This is a genomic window from Candidatus Pelagibacter ubique HIMB140 (assembly GCF_025558165.1).
GTDB classification, from domain to species: Bacteria; Pseudomonadota; Alphaproteobacteria; order Pelagibacterales; family Pelagibacteraceae; genus Pelagibacter; species Pelagibacter ubique_T.
This window is the reverse complement of sequence record NZ_LAMZ01000001.1, coordinates 548,566-566,136: the sequence shown is the minus strand read 5'-3', so window position 1 is coordinate 566,136 and position 17,571 is coordinate 548,566. Positions and strand designations below refer to the sequence as shown.

At 30.5% G+C, this 17,571-nt stretch carries 19 protein-coding genes; 16 read left to right on the top strand and 3 right to left on the bottom strand.

All coding sequences use genetic code 11. The features are described 5' to 3' along the window. Positions 1-60 precede the first annotated feature (60 nt). From VP90_RS03200 to VP90_RS03180, 5 genes are all read left to right on the top strand, one after another. Positions 61-828, top strand: a complete 768-nt coding sequence (locus tag VP90_RS03200) for a bacteriorhodopsin-like (RefSeq protein ID WP_262589654.1) — start codon at positions 61-63, stop codon at positions 826-828. A 103-nt stretch (positions 829-931) separates the two neighbouring features. Further along, positions 932-1,933, top strand: coding sequence for a fatty acid desaturase (locus VP90_RS03195; RefSeq protein WP_262589653.1), 1,002 nt, complete (start codon positions 932-934; stop codon positions 1,931-1,933). Between the two features lie 60 nt (positions 1,934-1,993). Then, positions 1,994-2,314 carry a 2Fe-2S iron-sulfur cluster-binding protein gene (locus tag VP90_RS03190; RefSeq protein ID WP_262589652.1) on the top strand — a complete coding sequence of 107 codons (321 nt, stop codon included), beginning with the start codon at positions 1,994-1,996 and terminating at the stop codon, positions 2,312-2,314. Next, a complete protein-coding gene (locus VP90_RS03185) occupies positions 2,315-3,331 on the top strand; it encodes an NAD(P)/FAD-dependent oxidoreductase (RefSeq protein ID WP_262589650.1) in 1,017 nt (338 codons plus the stop codon). Then, positions 3,328-3,954: a glutathione S-transferase family protein gene (locus VP90_RS03180; protein ID WP_262589649.1), complete on the top strand. Its 627-nt coding sequence runs from the start codon at positions 3,328-3,330 to the stop codon at positions 3,952-3,954. Before VP90_RS03185 ends, VP90_RS03180 begins: the two co-directional genes overlap by 4 nt. Here VP90_RS03180 and VP90_RS03175 read toward each other — a convergent pair whose 3' ends face one another. Then, entirely contained in the window at positions 3,955-4,470 is a 516-nt protein-coding gene (locus tag VP90_RS03175; RefSeq protein ID WP_262589647.1) for a TraR/DksA family transcriptional regulator, read from the bottom strand. Positions 4,471-4,549: 79 nt separating this feature from the next. Here VP90_RS03175 and VP90_RS03170 point away from each other — a divergent pair, with 79 nt between their 5' ends. The 6 genes from VP90_RS03170 to VP90_RS03145 all read left to right on the top strand — a co-directional run bounded on the left by VP90_RS03170 (position 4,550) and on the right by VP90_RS03145 (position 11,392). Next, positions 4,550-5,869: a glycosyltransferase family 39 protein gene (locus VP90_RS03170; RefSeq protein ID WP_262589645.1), complete on the top strand. Its 1,320-nt coding sequence runs from the start codon at positions 4,550-4,552 to the stop codon at positions 5,867-5,869. Positions 5,870-5,872: 3 nt separating this feature from the next. Then, the gene (locus VP90_RS03165) at positions 5,873-6,742 is read left to right on the top strand and encodes a glycosyltransferase (RefSeq protein WP_262589644.1); all 870 of its coding nucleotides are present in this window, start codon (positions 5,873-5,875) and stop codon (positions 6,740-6,742) included. Position 6,743: 1 nt separating this feature from the next. Further along, the gene (locus VP90_RS03160) at positions 6,744-8,183 is read left to right on the top strand and encodes a DUF1800 domain-containing protein (RefSeq protein ID WP_262589643.1); all 1,440 of its coding nucleotides are present in this window, start codon (positions 6,744-6,746) and stop codon (positions 8,181-8,183) included. Beyond that, complete coding sequence (locus tag VP90_RS03155) at positions 8,180-9,331, top strand: DUF1501 domain-containing protein (RefSeq protein WP_262589642.1); 1,152 nt, start codon at positions 8,180-8,182, stop codon at positions 9,329-9,331. Before VP90_RS03160 ends, VP90_RS03155 begins: the two co-directional genes overlap by 4 nt. A 47-nt stretch (positions 9,332-9,378) precedes the next feature. Next, a complete protein-coding gene (locus VP90_RS03150) occupies positions 9,379-10,269 on the top strand; it encodes a DMT family transporter (protein WP_262589641.1) in 891 nt (296 codons plus the stop codon). 88 nt (positions 10,270-10,357) lie between these two features. Further along, positions 10,358-11,392: a GMP reductase gene (locus tag VP90_RS03145; protein WP_262589640.1), complete on the top strand. Its 1,035-nt coding sequence runs from the start codon at positions 10,358-10,360 to the stop codon at positions 11,390-11,392. 14 nt (positions 11,393-11,406) lie between these two features. On the opposite strand, the gene VP90_RS03140 is transcribed toward VP90_RS03145, so the two are convergent. After that, complete coding sequence (locus VP90_RS03140) at positions 11,407-12,684, bottom strand: Y-family DNA polymerase (RefSeq protein ID WP_262589639.1); 1,278 nt, start codon at positions 12,682-12,684, stop codon at positions 11,407-11,409. After that, positions 12,662-13,057, bottom strand: coding sequence for a LexA family protein (locus tag VP90_RS03135; RefSeq protein ID WP_075506508.1), 396 nt, complete (start codon positions 13,055-13,057; stop codon positions 12,662-12,664). The genes VP90_RS03140 and VP90_RS03135 overlap by 23 nt, the downstream gene beginning before the upstream one ends. A gap of 188 nt (positions 13,058-13,245) precedes the next feature. Here VP90_RS03135 and VP90_RS03130 point away from each other — a divergent pair, with 188 nt between their 5' ends. From VP90_RS03130 to recA, 5 genes are all read left to right on the top strand, one after another. Further along, complete coding sequence (locus tag VP90_RS03130; protein WP_262589638.1) at positions 13,246-13,629, top strand: VOC family protein; 384 nt, start codon at positions 13,246-13,248, stop codon at positions 13,627-13,629. A gap of 13 nt (positions 13,630-13,642) precedes the next feature. Beyond that, complete coding sequence (locus VP90_RS03125) at positions 13,643-14,008, top strand: GFA family protein (protein WP_262589637.1); 366 nt, start codon at positions 13,643-13,645, stop codon at positions 14,006-14,008. 7 nt (positions 14,009-14,015) lie between these two features. Continuing rightward, complete coding sequence (locus VP90_RS03120; protein ID WP_262589636.1) at positions 14,016-14,942, top strand: uridine kinase; 927 nt, start codon at positions 14,016-14,018, stop codon at positions 14,940-14,942. Next, entirely contained in the window at positions 14,939-16,237 is a 1,299-nt protein-coding gene (locus VP90_RS03115; protein ID WP_262589634.1) for a TolC family protein, read from the top strand. The genes VP90_RS03120 and VP90_RS03115 overlap by 4 nt, the downstream gene beginning before the upstream one ends. A gap of 107 nt (positions 16,238-16,344) precedes the next feature. Next, the gene (recA, locus tag VP90_RS03110; protein ID WP_316963580.1) at positions 16,345-17,499 is read left to right on the top strand and encodes a recombinase RecA; all 1,155 of its coding nucleotides are present in this window, start codon (positions 16,345-16,347) and stop codon (positions 17,497-17,499) included. Positions 17,500-17,571 lie beyond the last annotated feature (72 nt).

Genomic DNA, 17,571 nt, shown 5'->3' with positions numbered 1-17,571 from the left:
TTACTTAAGTCTAGTTTATATAAACTAAATAAATAAAAACTAACGAAGAGGGAGTTTTTTATGAAAAAACTTAAATTGTTTGCTCTTACAGTTGTTGCTCTTATGGGCGTAACTGGTGTTGCAAACGCTGAAACAGCTATGCTGGCTCAAGACGATTTCGTAGGTATTTCGTTTTGGTTAGTATCTATGGCTTGTTTAGCTGCTACTGTATTCTTTTTCTTAGAAAGAAGTTCAGTTCCAGCTGGATGGAGAGTTTCAATGACAGTTGCTGGTCTAGTAACTGGTATTGCATTCGTACACTACATGTACATGAGAGATGTATGGATCGCTACTGGTGACTCACCAACTGTATACAGATACATTGACTGGTTAATTACAGTGCCATTATTGATGTTAGAATTCTATTTTGTTCTAGCAGCAGTAAACAAATCAGACTCTGGAATTTTCTGGAGACTAATGATTGGTACACTAGTAATGCTAGTAGGTGGATACTTAGGAGAAGCTGGATACATCAACGCTACACTTGGTTTCATAATCGGTATGGCTGGTTGGGTATACATCTTATATGAAGTATTCTCTGGTGAAGCAGGTAAGAGAGCAGCGAAAAGTGGTAACAAATCACTTGTAACTGCTTTTGGTGCAATGAGAATGATCGTTACTGTAGGTTGGGCGATCTACCCATTAGGTTACATTTTTGGTTACCTAACAGGTGGTGTAGATGCTAACTCACTAAACGTGATTTACAACGCAGCTGACTTCTTGAACAAGATCGCTTTCGGTCTGATCATTTGGGCAGCAGCTATGCAACAACCTGGTAGAGCTAAGTAGTAGTTTTACTTAAAATTTGAAAAAGGGCAGGTACAATTTTGTACTTGCCCTTTTTTTTTGCGTTATATAAAATTATGTATAGTTATTATACATATTATTTATTATGGATGTAAAACTAGAAAAATGGCACCGATGCCAAATTGATATGGAGGTTCTTAAAGAACTTTCAAAAAAATCTGACATTAAAGGTCTTCAACATGTTTCAGTTTTTTTTGGGTTATTATTAGTAACAGGAATTATGGCCTATATAACGTGGGGTACTTGGTGGTCTGCTTTTTGGTTTTTGGTTTACGGAAATATTTATGGTTTTTCAAATCCATTGTGGCATGAGACAGGTCATAAAACTGCGTTTAAATCAAAATCTTTAAATGAATTTTTTTACTATATCTCTTCTTATCTTTCTAATTTTGAACCACTGAGATGGAGATACACACACTTTGTTCATCATGGAAATACATATTCAACAGAAAATCCGTTTGATCATGAAATTGAATATGGAAATAATTTAAAAGAAACTCCAAAAAATTTATTAATGAATTTAATTCCTTTTATGGAACTTATTTATTTCAAAAAAAGTATTGCTTACGAAATTATTCAACATACATTTGGTGTAAAAACTAAAGTCATGCAAGATTGCATTCCTGAAAATGCACAATCAAAAGTTATTTTTAATTCTAGAATTTTTGTTGCAATTTGGATTGCAATTATATTGTGGTCTTTAATTGCATCATCTTGGTTACCTGTTTTGTTTTTTTTATTACCAAAATTTTATGGAAGAACTTTACATAAACTAGTTTCTTTTACTCAACATGCAGGTTTAGCAAGAAATATTAAAGATCATAGATATACAACAAGAGAAATGTATCTTAATCCTATTCTAAGCTTTTTATATTGGAAAATGGAATATCATGTAACTCATCACATGTTTCCAACAGTTCCATCTTATAATTTAGATAAACTTCATCATCATATTAAAGATCAGTTACCAAGAACAAATGATGGTTTAATTGATGCCTACAAAGAAATTTTACCAGCTATAATGAAACAAACAGAGGACACTAGCTACTTTTTTAAAAAAGAAGTGCCAGAACCTCAAAATGCATAAATCTTGCTAAGTATGTTTTTACTTACTTGCTCATTTTAGATAAAAACCTATATATAACACATGGCAAAAATTACTTACCACACACACGACAGTAAAACTCACACTATTGATATTCAAAATGGATTAACAGTGATGGAAGGTGCGGTTCAAAATGATATTCCAGGAATTGATGCTGATTGTGGTGGTGGAATGGCATGTGCTACGTGTCATGTTTATGTTAAAGAAAATTGGTTAGAAAAACTTCCAGCAAAAGAAGACGGTGAAGAGGATATGTTGGATATGGCATATGAGCCAAAACAAAATAGTAGATTAAGTTGCCAATTAATTGTTTCAGATGAATTAGACGGATTAGAAGTTACTATTCCAGAAAAGCAAGCTTAGATGAATAAAACAGATGTGTTAATTATTGGAGCAGGACCAACAGGATTGTTCTGTGCTCATCAACTTGGAATTATAGGACTTCAATGTGAAATCGTAGATAATCTAGATAAGGCTGGAGGGCAGTGTATCGAACTTTATCCTGATAAACCTATTTATGATATTCCAGCTGTACCAGAATGTACTGGTGAAGAATTAACAAATAATCTCTTACAACAAATAAAACCTTTTAATGTTAAATTTCATTTAAATGAAAGAGTAGAAGAACTCAAAAAGATTGAAAATCGTTGGCATATCAAAACAAGTGGAAACCAAGAGTTTGATGTAGCAGCAATTATTATTGCAGGTGGAGTAGGATCTTTTGAACCTAGAAAATTTCCAGTTAAAGAATGTGAAAAATTTGAAGGATCCTCATTATTTTATTCAATTAAAGATAAAACAATTTTTAAAGACAAAACTATCTCAATATTTGGAGGAGGAGACTCCGCACTAGATTGGGCTATAGAATTATCAAATACTTCTAAAGTTAATTTAATTCATAGACGTGATGGATTTAGTGGAGCTGAATCTAGTGTTCAAAAAGTGAAAGAATTAAATGATCAGGGAAAATTAAATTTGTACACCAAATATCAAATGGACTCTATTAGAGGAGACAACCACATTAGTTCAGTAAAAATAAAACATGACGATGGAGAAGTAAAAGAATTACAATCTGATTATGTTCTTGGATTTTTTGGTTTGATTATGCAGCTAGGCCCTATTTTAAATTGGGGATTAAATATCAATAAAAAAACAGTTGAAGTAAATACTGAAAACTTTGAGACAAATGTCGATGGTATATTTGCAATTGGTGATATTTGTTCTTATCTAGGTAAATTAAAATTAATACTTTCAGGATTTCATGAAGGAGCTCTTGCTGCAAGAGGCTGCTTTAAGTACGCAAGACCAGACGAAAAACTAAGATTTGAATTCACTACTACATCAAAGGCTGCTCAAGAGAGACTTGGTGTAAAAAAATGATAGAGTTATATTCTGCTAATACTCCAAATGGCTGGAAGATAGGTATTATGCTAGAAGAAATCGGTTATCAGTACAAAGTAACTAAGATTGATATAGGAAACGAGGAACAATTTAATACAGATTTTTTAAAGATAAGTCCATTTGGTAAAATTCCCGTAATTACTGATCATGAAAATAATAAAAGTATTTTCGAATCTGGTGCAATATTGATGTATCTGGGTGAAAAAAGTGGAAAGTTTTACAATGAAAAAGATCGATTAGTGATTAATCAATGGTTGATGGCTCAAATGGGAACTGTAGGTCCTATGATTGGTCAGCATCACCAGTTTCATCATTATAATCCAGGAAAAAGTGAATTTGGTGAACAAAGATATTTTAAAATTGCTAAAAGAATTTATGGAGAATTAGATACAAGATTAAAAGTTTCTAAATTTTTAGCTGGAGATAATTATACCATTGCTGATATTGCAACGTGGCCATGGCTAGCAAGGCATGAATGGCATGATATTGGATTAAAAAATTATCAAAACTTATCTAGATGGTATCAAGAAATTTCTGAGCGTGAGGCTGTTATAAAAGGATATGCCTTTATGGATAAAGAGGCAAAAATTCCAAAGATTTAATTAATCATCCACATGAACTTTTTCTTCTTTTTCATGCTTTTCTTGTGCAGCAATAGTGTATTTAGCAACAGGTCTTGCCATTAATCTTTTTAAACCAATTGGTTCAGCCGTATCTAAGCAATACCCATAAGTATCATCCATAATTCTTCTTAAAGCTTTATCGATTTCAGAAATTAATTTAATTTGTCTGTTAATTGCTTTCATCTCTACATTCTTGTCGATGTATGAACTTGCCTGATCTACTAGATCAGCTGAAATATTGTTGTCATCCATGCTTCCATTGTAAAGTGCTTCATTGTTTGATTTAATTAATTCTTTCTTCCATTCATTTAATCTCATTCTAAAAAATACTTTATGTTTTTCGCACATATATTTTTCAGTTTCTTTTGGAACATAAGTTTTTGAAATTTTTATAGGAACTTTTTTAGCTGGCGAAGCCACAGTTTTCTTTGGCTTACTTGCAACTTTTGCTTTTGGTTTAGAAACTTTTTTCTTTGCTTTAGCAGTCTTTGGCATAGCGTAATTTTGAATGGTCGGAGTATATTCAGCAAAATAGGGGTGTCAAGCAAGCTGAATTGTTATAAATATTTAAATAATGACCATTAATACCAAAAATATAGATAATCTTTTTTATATTTTTGTGACATCTCATCTAATTTTTTGGACCTTGATTCCAACTCTCACAAATCACAATTTACCCCTAGATACTATTGAGGCTTTAGCTTGGGGAAGTAATTTAGATTGGGGTTTTAATAAGCATCCTCCTATGAGCGCTTTTTTTCCAGAAGTTTTTTTTAAAATTTTTGGTTCACAGGATTGGGCTTATTATTTACTAAGCCAAATTTTTGTAATTATTTCATTTTATTATGTTTTCAAACTTTCTAACGAAATACTGAAAAACAAATTTTTTGCTTTAATTTCAGTTTTATTAATTGAAACAATTTATTTTTATAATTTTACTACAGCTGAGTTTAACGTAAATGTGTGTCAGTTACCTTTTTGGTCATTAACAGCATATTATTCTTGGAAAATTTATAGTGTTAAAAATATTAAATTTTGGGATTGTTTTTTAATAGGTTTATTTGGTGCATTAGGATTTTTATCAAAATATTTGTTCATTTACTTACTAGTATCTATCGCATTTTTATTCATTTACTTAATTTTTAAGAAAGAGAGAAAGTTTGATTTTAAATATTTGATTACAATAGAAGTTTTTATAGTTGCTTTAGTTCCTCACTTAATTTGGCTTAATAGTAATGAATTCATTACAATTACTTATGGACTAGCAAGAACTGGTTTAGAGCAATCAAGCTTTATAGATCATATAAAATATCCATTAATATTTTTAGGAAAACAAATTGGTATATTAATACCATTTATAATTTTAACTTTGTTATTGGTTAAAAAAATTAAATTCAAAATAAATTTTAAAGATAAAAATTTATTATTTTTGTTAGCAATTAATATCTTACCGATTGCCTTGATGTTTCTAACGTCTTTGATAACAGGATCAAAAATTAGAACAATGTGGATGACACCGTTTTATTTGTTCTTTGGAACGTTAATTGTTTATTTATTTCTATCTCAAATAAATTTGAAAAAATTAAAACCATTTATGGTTGGATTTTTGTTCTTTTTCTTTTTATCTCCTATTTTGTACGCTTATGTTTCAGTATCTAAAGATGACAAAAGAACAGATTATCCAGGAAAAGAAATTGCCATGAAAACTCAATATGCTTGGGACCAACAATTTAGCTCTAAGATAAATGTTGTGCTTGGAGATGAGTGGAATGCTGGCAATTTATCTTATCACTTAAAATCTAGACCAGTTTGGGAAGGTATAGTTGAAAGAGAGAAACTTGATCAATTGAAAGATTATATGTGTCTTGATAGTATCTGTGTTGGATCAAGATAATCTATGAAATATGTAATTTTAGTACCTATTTATAATGACCGCGAGTCTTTGAAGTTATTGATAGAAAATATTAATTACGAGATAAAAGATTTAAATTCTGAAATATCACTATTGGTAATCAATGATGCCTCTTCACAACAAATCATTGATGAATATCCAAATATTGAAAATATTCAATCTATTGAAATCATCAACATGAAAGAAAACAGAGGTCATGCAAGATGCATTGCTTCAGGTTTGAAATATATCTATGAAAAAAAGGAGTTTGATTATGTCATCCCTATGGATGGAGATGGCGAGGATAGGCCTGAAGAAATTAAAAACTTTGTCGAATTATCAAAGGAAGCTGGAGACAGATCTATAGTTGGTGAAAGGGTTAAAAGATCAGAAAATATGATATTCAAGTTATGTTACCAATTTCATAAGTTTTTAACTTTAGCATTTACAGGGCAATCTATTAAATTTGGTAATTTTACATGTCTTTCAAAAGCAACTGTTAAGAAAATGATAGATGAAAAATCTACTTGGAATAGTTTTTCTGGATCATTAAAAAAAATTGAAAAAGATTTAATTTCTTCTCCATCAATAAGAGGAAAAAGATATTTTGGTCCATCTCAAATGAGTTTTTTTAATTTGTTGAAACATTCTCTTTCAATAATAAGTGTATTTAGAAAAAGAGTTTTAATTCGTTCAGCTTTATTTATTGTTTTTTATATTTTGTTAATTAAAAGTAATGCGTCAATTGTTACTTCATTACCTTTAGTTTTGTTATTAATAATGATTTATTCAATTTCTAGTTTAGCTTTAAGAGAAAATATTGAAGAATTTAATAATTCCTTAACAAACATTCACGATATTGATAAAATAAAATAATATGAAAAACTTTTTTAGAAAAGTTGCTTTTGGAATAGGACCCAATGAAGAAGTTCCTTCAGATCCATTAAATTGGGCATTAAATCAGGTAGATGAAATTCCAGAATTTTCATGGAAGGGAAAAATTCTTACTGAAAAAGAATTAAGAGGTCATTATAGAGATTGGGTTTACGGCGATAGAGAAGTTTTAAGAAAAAAATATAAAGATAATAAAAATCTCTACAAAACTCACAAAGATCAATTGAGACATGATACAGGGCAAAAATTTTGGGAGTCTTTAGATATAGCTATCAGACACAATGAGGGAATTAACGGTAAAAATCCTGTACTTGCAAAACTATGGATGTTCTGGGGAAATTTTTTTGCAATAAGTGAAAAAGATTTTTTAGCGAACTATTCAACAGGGCCATATCAGAGAGAAATTATTTGGCCAAATTTAAATCAATCATTTGAAAAAATGGTTTATGATGTAACTACTTCATGGGCAATGATCCATCATTTGGATAACAGTGAAAGTGTTGGTCCAAAAAGTATTTCAGCAAGAGAGGAGTGGCGAAGAAAAAAAAAGAAACCCGCTACAATTAATGAAAATCATGCAAGAGAACTTATGGAGCTTCACACAGTTTCTCCTAAAGCGGGATACACTCAAGAAGATGTAATTCAGCTAGCTTATATAATGACAGGATGGGAACATCGTTGGAGCAAGAAAAAATTAGAAACTGGCAATGTTTGGTTTAATTCTGAGCACCATCAACCTGGTAAAAAAAATGTTTTAGGGAAAGAATATAAAAGAGGAAAAAAAACATTAGCAGTTGTAATTAAAGATTTAGTTAACCACCCAAATTGTAGAGATTTTGTTGCTGAAAGATTGTGTAGGTTTTTAATTACTGATGAACCAACTCAAGAGATGAAGCAACCAATAATTGACGCATTTAAGAAATCAGATGGTCATATTCCTGATATTCATAAAGCAGCTATAAAAGTTGCTTTTGATTACAATGATAAATATAAAAAATTTCAAACACCTGAGAACTGGTTAATTCAAGTTGCAAAAATTGGAGATTTACAATGGCCTCCGTCACCAGAAATTATGGACTCATATGAACTGGGCACTAAACCAACAAGAAAACAAAGAATGCCAGAAAGATTATTAAACAATATTGGCCATCACCCTTATAGGGCAAAACAGCCAAATGGATGGTCTGATCATTCAGAAGATTGGATGTCACCAGAATTATTAATTAGAAGATTGGTATTCGCTGACAGAAGCTATTCATTCACTAAACCAGAAAATAATAATAATGATTTTTACTACAACGCAGTTAACAAAAATTTTGATAACCCTGATAAGATACTAGACTATATGTATAAAAATATGGTTCAAAGGAAAAGTGAGAGAAACGTTTTATTATTTAACCACCCGGAGTTTTTAAAAGCATGAAGATAAATAGACGAGATTTTCTAAAAGCAACTGCATTGACTTCTTTATACTTTGCAGGATTTGGAACACCAACCTTAGCAAGCAATAGTCCTAAAAAAAATTTAGTAGTCATCATGTTGCGTGGTGGTATGGATGGATTATGTGCGATACCAATCAAAGGTGACAAGAATTTTGAAAAGCTTAGAAGCAAAATAAATCTTGATAAGACTTTAGATTTAACAAGTGATTTTGATTTACATCCTGCTCTAACATCATTTAAACGATTATGGGATCAAAATTTAGCTGCAGCAGTACATGCAACAAATATTCCTTATACTGGAAGATCACATTTCGATGGTCAAAACTTAATGGAATCTGGAGGAAAAATTCCATATCAAGAAAAAACTGGATGGCTTGGAAGAGGAATGAATATTGCAGGTCTTACAGGAAATGGCTTAGCTCTTGCTTTACCTATGCCATTATTAATTCGAGGTGTACCTATGAACAATAATTATTATCCTGTTGGAGATAAGCTACCAAGTAATTCTACACTAGGTTTGATTGAGCAAGCGTTTAAAGAATATGATGAAAAACTATTAAGTGAAAATTTAAAAATCGTTATGACAAGAGAATTAAAAAATACTGGAAGCAGAAAAAATTGGTCTCTTGCTGCAAATGCAGGGGAGGAACTCTCAAAACCTAATGGTCCGAGAGTAGCTGTTTTCGAAGTTGATGGATTTGATACTCATGCTGCACAAGGAGGAACAAATGGAGCTCATGCAGATTGCCTAAGTGATTACAATGAAATTGTAAGAGGATTAAAACAATCAATGTCAAAAGAAGCATTTGATCATACTTTGATTGTTACACTTACTGAATTTGGAAGAACTATTAAACAAAATGGTAGTAACGGTACAGAACACGGATATGGATCTGCAATCTTTTTAGCTGGTGGATTAGTTAAAAAAGCTCAAGTTCATACAGATTGGCCGGGTTTAAAAAGAAAAGAATTATTTGAAGGAAGAGATTTAAATTCAACAATTGATTCAAGATCAGTATATGCATCCGCTATGTCTACAGTGTTTGATGTAGAGTTTGAAAGAATTCAAAAAGATGTTTTCTGGGGTGATAAGTTAGACAACTTATCAGATAAGCTATTTAAAGCTTAATAAATTACTCTTAAATTTTTCAAATTAAAATGTATATAGGCACGCTTATGCCTGAAAAAAGATTAAATAATGAATTACTTGGTATCCTCTACATGGTTATTGCACAATTTTCTTTTGCAACCAATGATGCATTAGTCAAACATATTTACCAAAGCTTTGATGAATTAGCGGTATTAAATCAGATAATTTTCTTAAGAGGAATTTGTTGTCTAATATTTATAGGAATGTTTTTAAGTATTAAAAACCAATTTAATCTAAAAATAATATTTTCCTCTAACAAACTAACTTTAAGAGGAATTTTAGAAGCTTTAGCTGCTGTTGGTTTTTTTATAGGAGTTGCAAAATTACCTTTTGCAATGGTTTATATTTTATTGAGTTTAGCTCCAATCATAATGACAACTTTTGGTGCGTTATTTTTAAATGAAAAAGTTAGATGGAAAAGATGGAGCGCAGTTATAATAGGTTTTACAGGTGTTGTAATAGTCATTAATCCAGCTGAATTAAAATTTGGTTATTACTTTATATTTCCACTTCTTTCTGCAATCTTTTTATCAATAAGAGATTTGGTAACTAAAAATATAAAAACAGGACACAATAGTCTTCAAATAGCGTTTATTACTTGTTTGGTAGTTACAATATTTTTTGGAGTTCTTTCTGTTTATAAATTTTATTCATTTAACTTAGAACAAAGTATTATCTTAATTATTTCAGCTTTCTTTTTATCTTTTGGTTATATTTTCTCAGTACTGACAATTAAAGCTGCATTAGTTTCTGTTACATCAACTTTCAGGTACACAGCAATACTTTGGGGAATTTTATATGGATACTTCTTTTTCAATGAGACACCAGAATATAATACTTATCTAGGTGCTGTGATGATTGTTATAAGTGGACTTATAATTATAATGAGACAGAAGCAGTTGGGTAAAATTAAATAAAAAAATTGTCTAAATTCGATACTTTAAACTTATCCACAGGCTACAATTTAATTGAAATAGTATTTTAGAAATAATAGCATTTTGAATTATGAGAATAGAAGAAGAGCTTAAGCTAGATTACTCTGATGTCTTATTCAGACCCAAGAGAAGTACATTAAAAAGTAGAAAAGATGTAAATCTTCTTAGAACTTATAGATTTAAATATAGTAAAAATGAGTGGTCAGGAATTCCTATTATGGCAGCCAACATGGATGGTGTTGGTGAATTAAGTATAGCTGAAAAATTAAATGATCATCAAATGATAACCTGTTTAACAAAGCAACATGATGTAAAAAAAATAAAACAAAACAAAAATATTAAAAAAATCTATCCAAATATTGCACTTAGTGTTGGTATTAAAAAAGAAGACTTTCATAACTTAGATAAGGTTTTAAAAGAATTTAGTTTTTTCAAATTTATTTGTATCGATGTTGCTAATGGTTACTCAGAGCATTTTACAAATTTTATCAAATCAGTAAGAGAAAAATATCCAACTAAAACTATTATTGCAGGAAATGTTGTAACTGCAGATATGACACAGGAATTAGTTCTTAGTGGTGCAGATATTGTAAAAGTTGGAATAGGACCCGGAAGTGTTTGCACAACTAGAATTCAAACAGGAGTAGGGTACCCACAATTAAGTGCTGTTATTGAATGTGCTGATGCAGCTCATGGTCTTGGTGCACATGTCATTGCTGATGGAGGATGCACATGTCCAGGTGATGTTGCAAAAGGTTTTGGAGGTGGTGCTGACTTTGTAATGCTTGGAGGAATGTTAGCAGGTCATGATGAAGGAAAAGGAAAAATAGTAAAAGTAAATGGATCTAAATATATTGAATTTTATGGATCAAGTTCTGAAGTTGCTAACAAAAAGCATTATGGTGGCTTAGCAGATTATAGAAGTAGCGAAGGAAGAAAAGTTAGAGTTAAATATAGAGGAAAAATAAACGATACCGTTTTAAATATTCTTGGTGGCGTTAGAAGTAGCTGCACTTATGTAGGAGCACCATCACTTAAACAATTAAGTAAATGTACAACTTTTGTAAGAGTATCTAATCAATTTAACGATACTTTTGTAAAATAAATTAATAATTTTTTTTAAGCTCTAATCGTTGGTAAACAATAAAAATCAGCTGTATCAATTTTAGAAGAATACTGCCTTCGCATGTTCCATTTTTTATGAACCCCAGCACTTGCAACACTTAAAGTAGATCTTCCATATCGATGATTGGTGTTGTCAATTGATCTCATTAAGCTATTAATTTTTTCATCTTTTTCAGATGTAAATAAATTTGTTTTGTCACTTGCATTAGATAATCCTGTTAGCATTACACCTGCTTTTTGATAACGGTAACCATTTTTAAATATGCTCTCAAGAATTGAAACTGCAGTTTTAACTGTTTCAATACTGTTGTTTGTTGCAATTGGAAAGTCAACTGTCTTTGCATTTGAATAATAACCAAAGTTTCTATGAAAAGGACTGGTTCTGACAAATACTGTAATTGCTTTTGCAACTAAAGATTCTGATCTAATTTTTTCAGATGCATTTAAACAATAGTTTGCAACTGCTTCTTTTAATTCTTGAAAAGTTTCAATTCTTTTTCCAAATGATCTTGAAACAACGCAACTCTTTCTTTTAGTAGTAGTTGTTTCTAAATCAATACAAGGAATTCCTCTAAGCTCCATTGCAGTTCTTGAGCTTAAAACATTGGAACTTTTCTTGATCCATGTATTAGATTTATTTTTAAGCTGCTTAGCATTATAAATTCCGTGCTTTTGATAAAATTTAGTTAATTGTCTACCAACTCCCCAGACATCATTAATTTCAACTTTTTCTAAAATAGGATCTAAATTATCTATTCCAATTAAACTTGTAACACCTGATTGTTTTTTCTTTGCAATATGATTTGCAACTTTACTCAATGTTTTTGTTTTTGCGATCCCAATACTGGTTGGAATACCAGTCCACTGTAAAACTGTTTCTCTAATTTCTTTTCCAACTTTTTCTACATCCTGGTCTTTAAAGTTCGATAAATCTAAAAAAGCTTCATCAATTGAATAAACTTCTATTTCAGAATTAAATCTTTTAAGAGTTCTCATTACTCTTCTAGATAAATCTCCATACAGAGAATAGTTTGATGAAAAAACATTTACATTATTTTTAACAATAATATCTTTTGCTTTAAAATAAGGTTCACCCATTTTAATTCCTAAAGCTTTTGCTTCATTTGATCTTGAAATGATACAGCCATCATTATTAGATAAAACGACAACAGGTTTTTTTCTTATTTTAGGATTGAATAATCTTTCACAAGAAACATAAAAAGAATTGCAATCAACGAGTGCTATTTTCTTAGTATACTGAGTGAATGACATAAGTAACTACTCCCCAAATAAAAACATCTTGTTCTTCATTAATTAAAATTCTGTCAGAAAACTCTTTAGAACCAGAAGTTAAAAATTTTTTATCTCGTTCTTGAACTAAAGTTTTAACTACAAGTTCATCATGAACGTTTGCAATCACTGTTGAAAAGTTTTTTGGTTTTAAACTTTTATCAACGACCAATAAATCTCCATCATTAATACCAACATCAACCATGGATTTACCTTGAACCCTGATGATGAAAGTAGCTGGAACATTTCTTATTAAATGCATGTTTAGATCGATATCTTCTTCGATATAATCTGTTGCAGGAGAAGGAAAACCAGCGCCTGCTTTATGTAGATAATAAGGGATTGTTAGTTTCATGTTCTTGTTTTGTTCTAATTTATAGACTATTTATGAGATACACTCAATAGGTTGTATTTTGAGTCTGTAACTGAATCAAAAGTGAATCAAAACGTGAACATCTAATCCACATATTGTGGACTTGTGGATAACTTCAACCATAGATAGTTTAAGTTGGTTATTTAAATATATAAATTCTGAGTTTGGTTATGAATATTTTAGATTTTGTCATGGTTGGTTCTAATGATCATCAAAAATCAGGAGACTTTTATGATGCTGTTTTTGAACCTTTAAACTTAAAAAGAATTTTAAAAACAGAAAAGTATTTGGGTTACGCTCATTCAAGTGATCCTGATAAAGTTCAATTTTATGTAACACATCCTGTAAATGGTGAGCCTGCAACTTTTGGAAATGGTTCACAAACTACTTTGTTAGCTGATACTAAAGAAGCAGTGGATAAATTTTATGAAGTTGCAATATCAAAAGGAGCAACAGATGAAGGTGGACCAGGGGTTAGAAAAGATGGAAATTACTATGCATACGTTCGTGATTTAGATGGAAATAAGATTGCAGCAAAAAGTATTTTAACTTAAATTAAGGAGATATATGAAACTAAGTTGTCATTGTGGATCTGTAGAAGCTGAAATTAATTCAACAGTTAATGAATTAGCAAAAATTGTCAGATGTAATTGTTCAATTTGCAAAAGAAAAAATGCAACAATGGGCATGGTTAAAAATGAAGATTTTAAACTTACCAAAGGTGAAGATAAAATAAAACTTTATCAATATCATACAAAAGTTGCCAAACATTATTTCTGTACTGAATGTGGAATTTATACTCACCACAATCCAAGAAGTGCACCAGCTATGACTGGATTTAATTTAGGTTGTGTCGATGAAGTTAAAGTTGAAGATATAAAAGAGATAGCTCAATTTGATGGTCTCAACCATCCAATGGACCAAGAAAAATAAAAGTTCAATGCAATCTACTGCTGAGTGTTTTAAAAAAGTTAAAAGTGATTGTCTAAAATTTATTAAATCTCAAGAAACCGCAAAGGAAAAATTTAGCAACAAAGATAAGATGTTAAAATCTTTTCTAATTCCAGTGTGTTTTTGGATTGCAAAAAAAGCTAATAGTAAAAAACCTTACTTTGTAGGTTTAGCAGGAGGACAAGGAACTGGTAAGACAACTATAAGTTCAATTGTAAAAATAATATTAGAAAAATATTTTAAATTAAAAGTATTTAAAATTTCTATTGATGATTTTTATAAAACTAGAAAAGAAAGAACTATTTTATCCAATAAAGTCCACCCTATGTTGATGACAAGGGGAGTGCCAGGAACACATGATGTAAAAATTATGTTAGATTTCTTTAAAAAATCAAAAAGTAAAAAATTTAAATCAATAAAGTTACCAAGTTTTAATAAGGCAGTAGATGACCGATCTCCTAAAAAAAATTGGTATAATATTAAAAAGCAACCAGATGTAATTATTTTTGAAGGTTGGTGTGTTGGTGCAAGAGCTGAAGTTAATAAAACACTTAAAAAGCCAATTAATTCACTTGAAAGAACTAAAGACCAAAAACTTATTTGGAGAAAATATGTAAATGAGCAACTTAGGACTAAATACAAAAAATTATATTCCCAATTAAATTGTCTGATTTATTTAAAAGCAAAAAATTTTAGTTTGCTACAGAAATGGAGACTTAAACAGGAGCATAAGTTGTGGTTAAATACTAAAAATAAATCTAGTCATAAAATAATGAGCAAAGGAGACGTTATTAACTTTATGCAAACTTACCAAAGAATTACGCAGAACATGTTTAAATTTGCTCCAAAATATTCTACAATTATCTTAAATTTAAATAGCAACCATCAAATTAAGACAATAAAATATAGTAAATGAAAAAGTTTTTAATAATTATCTTTTGTGCATTAGTTTTTCCGTTGAGTGCATTTTCAGCAACTTTAAAGGAAGCGCTAAAACAAACATTTGATAATAATCTTGAGCTTCAAGCAGAGAGAAAAAATTTAGAAATTCAACAAGAAGTAATCAACATGTCTAGAAGTGATTTGTTACCTAGCTTAACTCTTTCTAGTACAAAAAATTTTGAGGACACCAACAAACTTACAAATCAAAGTGGGGGTGATGCATCAATCACTGATACTGATACGATGACTTCTTCAATTAAACTTGAACAAACATTGCTTGATGGTAGCGGAAGAAAAACAGAATATGAAAAAAGTAAGTTAGGATTAAATTTAACAGAAGCAAAATTAATTAAAAAAGAACAAGAGATTTTCTTAAGAGCTATTGAAGCATATACAGGATTAATTTTAGCTTATGAAAAATTAAATATTAATGAAGAAAACGTAAACTTACTTCAAAGACAATTTGAGTTAGATAATGCAAGATTAAGTAGAGGACAAATAACAGCATCTGATTTAGCACAATCCCAATCTTCTCTTGCAGGAGCACAAGCAGGATACATTGAGGCTCAAAACAATATAGTAACTAGCAGATTAAATTACGAAAATGTAATTGGTGCTATTGCTGAGGAAGCAAAATTGAAAAAAATATATAATGCACAAGTAACAATCCCTAAAAATTTAAGTGAAGCTAAAAAGATATCTTTAGAGAAAAGTCCTGAATTAATTATTGCTGAAATAGAATACGGACAATCAGAACTAGATGTAAAAATTGCAAGATCTGATCTTTCGCCAACAGCAAAAATTTCATTAGAGAGAACTTATACTGATGACTTAAGTGCAACTTATGATGAAAGAGAAAAAGATGTCTTACAAGCAACAGTGTCTTGGCCTTTTCAATTTGGTGGAAAGAATAAATCTAATATAAGCAAAAATCTTCAAGCTAAGGGAATGAAAAGATTGTTATTAGAGAATGCACAAAAAAATAATACACAATCAGTGACTTCATCTTGGTCAACTTTACAATCTTCTAGAAGTTTTTTACAAGCTGTACAATCACAAGTTAAAGCTTCAGAAGTTGCAACTGAAGGAATTAGCTTTGAATATGAGAGTGGATCTGGAAGATCTACTTTTGATGTTCTTCAATCTAGATCAAACTTAATAAACGCAAAAATTAATCTTGCTGAAGCTGAAAGAAGCTACTTGTTAGCTCAATACAGAGTTTTAAAATCAGTAGGTCTTTTAAATAGCGACTATTTAAATCTTAAGTAATTCAGTCTTTTTTGCTCACTAAAAACAAAGATCTTGCCAATGAGAACAAAATGTGTACATTTAATTCATGATTCGACTGTTAAAAAACGTAAAAAAAGAGGCAAAAAATGACGAAAAGTAACCTAAAAGTAGTTAAATCTACTAAAGATCAAGAAATGGATAGTAAAGAAAAGAACAAAGCATTAGATGCTGCAATAGCTCAAATTACAGATAATTTTGGAAAAGGCTCTGTAATGAAGCTTGGACAAAAGAGAGCTATGGATATTGAGTCTGTTTCAACAGGATCTTTAAGTCTTGATTTAGCTTTAGGTATAGGCGGATTGCCAAAAGGAAGAATTATTGAAGTTTATGGACCAGAATCATCTGGAAAAACAACATTAGCATTACAAGTTGTTGCTGAAGCTCAAAAAGCTGGCGGAATTTGTGCATTTGTTGATGCAGAGCATGCTTTAGATCCAGTTTATGCAAAAAAATTAGGTGTAAATACTGAAGAACTTTTAATTTCACAGCCGGATGCTGGTGAGCAAGCATTAGAAATTGCTGATACGCTAGTAAAATCAGGCTCTATTTCAGTTATCGTAATCGACTCTGTTGCAGCTTTAACACCAAAAGCTGAGATCGAAGGTGAGATGGGAGATCATCATGTAGGTCTTCAATCAAGATTAATGAGTCAGGCTTTAAGAAAATTAACAAGCTCAATTTCAAATACAAACACAATGATGATTTTCATTAACCAAATCAGAATGAAAATTGGAGTTATGTTTGGAAGTCCTGAAACTACATCAGGTGGAAATGCGCTTAAGTTTTATTCATCAGTTAGAATGGATATTAGAAGAATAGGTGCCATCAAAGATAAAGATGAAATTATTGGCAACTCTACAAGAGTGAAGGTAGTAAAAAATAAAGTAGCTCCACCATTTAAAGTAGTTGAATTTGATTTGATGTATGGAAGAGGAATTAGCAAGATGGGTGAATTAGTAGACCTTGGTTCCAAAGCAGATATTATTGAAAAATCAGGAGCATGGTATGCTTATAAAGGAGAGAAGATTGGTCAAGGTAGAGAGAACGCTAAGACTTATCTAGCTCAAAATCCTAAAGTTGCTGCAGAAATAGAAATGGCAATTAGGGAAAAAGCTGGTGTTATTTCTAAAAAAATAGAAGGAAACCCGATAGATCCTGAAAAATTGGAGAAAGAAAAGAAAGTAGCTGAAAAAGAAGAAGAAGCAAAAGCTGAAGCTACTCCTCCATCTAAAAAGAATTAATAGGTCATCTTTATTAATAAAAGGCGCTTAATTTTAAGCGCCTTTTTTCCCGTACTGCATCTAGACATAAAA

What these genes read in the sequence shown, in the direction of transcription:
- VP90_RS03155 (WP_262589642.1), top strand. Translation starts at nt 8,180, where the DNA reads ATGAAGATAAATAGACGAGATTTTCTAAAAGCAACTGCATTGACTTCT.
- VP90_RS03200 (WP_262589654.1), top strand. Translation starts at nt 61, where the DNA reads ATGAAAAAACTTAAATTGTTTGCTCTTACAGTTGTTGCTCTTATGGGC.
- VP90_RS03135 (WP_075506508.1), bottom strand. Translation starts at nt 13,057, where the DNA reads ATGAAACTAACAATCCCTTATTATCTACATAAAGCAGGCGCTGGTTTT.
- VP90_RS03195 (WP_262589653.1), top strand. Translation starts at nt 932, where the DNA reads ATGGATGTAAAACTAGAAAAATGGCACCGATGCCAAATTGATATGGAG.
- VP90_RS03115 (WP_262589634.1), top strand. Translation starts at nt 14,939, where the DNA reads ATGAAAAAGTTTTTAATAATTATCTTTTGTGCATTAGTTTTTCCGTTG.
- VP90_RS03130 (WP_262589638.1), top strand. Translation starts at nt 13,246, where the DNA reads ATGAATATTTTAGATTTTGTCATGGTTGGTTCTAATGATCATCAAAAA.
- VP90_RS03150 (WP_262589641.1), top strand. Translation starts at nt 9,379, where the DNA reads ATGCCTGAAAAAAGATTAAATAATGAATTACTTGGTATCCTCTACATG.
- recA (WP_316963580.1), top strand. Translation starts at nt 16,345, where the DNA reads ATGACGAAAAGTAACCTAAAAGTAGTTAAATCTACTAAAGATCAAGAA.
- VP90_RS03175 (WP_262589647.1), bottom strand. Translation starts at nt 4,470, where the DNA reads ATGCCAAAGACTGCTAAAGCAAAGAAAAAAGTTTCTAAACCAAAAGCA.
- VP90_RS03165 (WP_262589644.1), top strand. Translation starts at nt 5,873, where the DNA reads ATGAAATATGTAATTTTAGTACCTATTTATAATGACCGCGAGTCTTTG.
- VP90_RS03185 (WP_262589650.1), top strand. Translation starts at nt 2,315, where the DNA reads ATGAATAAAACAGATGTGTTAATTATTGGAGCAGGACCAACAGGATTG.
- VP90_RS03120 (WP_262589636.1), top strand. Translation starts at nt 14,016, where the DNA reads ATGCAATCTACTGCTGAGTGTTTTAAAAAAGTTAAAAGTGATTGTCTA.
- VP90_RS03160 (WP_262589643.1), top strand. Translation starts at nt 6,744, where the DNA reads ATGAAAAACTTTTTTAGAAAAGTTGCTTTTGGAATAGGACCCAATGAA.
- VP90_RS03125 (WP_262589637.1), top strand. Translation starts at nt 13,643, where the DNA reads ATGAAACTAAGTTGTCATTGTGGATCTGTAGAAGCTGAAATTAATTCA.
- VP90_RS03190 (WP_262589652.1), top strand. Translation starts at nt 1,994, where the DNA reads ATGGCAAAAATTACTTACCACACACACGACAGTAAAACTCACACTATT.
- VP90_RS03140 (WP_262589639.1), bottom strand. Translation starts at nt 12,684, where the DNA reads ATGTCATTCACTCAGTATACTAAGAAAATAGCACTCGTTGATTGCAAT.
- VP90_RS03170 (WP_262589645.1), top strand. Translation starts at nt 4,550, where the DNA reads ATGACCATTAATACCAAAAATATAGATAATCTTTTTTATATTTTTGTG.
- VP90_RS03145 (WP_262589640.1), top strand. Translation starts at nt 10,358, where the DNA reads ATGAGAATAGAAGAAGAGCTTAAGCTAGATTACTCTGATGTCTTATTC.
- VP90_RS03180 (WP_262589649.1), top strand. Translation starts at nt 3,328, where the DNA reads ATGATAGAGTTATATTCTGCTAATACTCCAAATGGCTGGAAGATAGGT.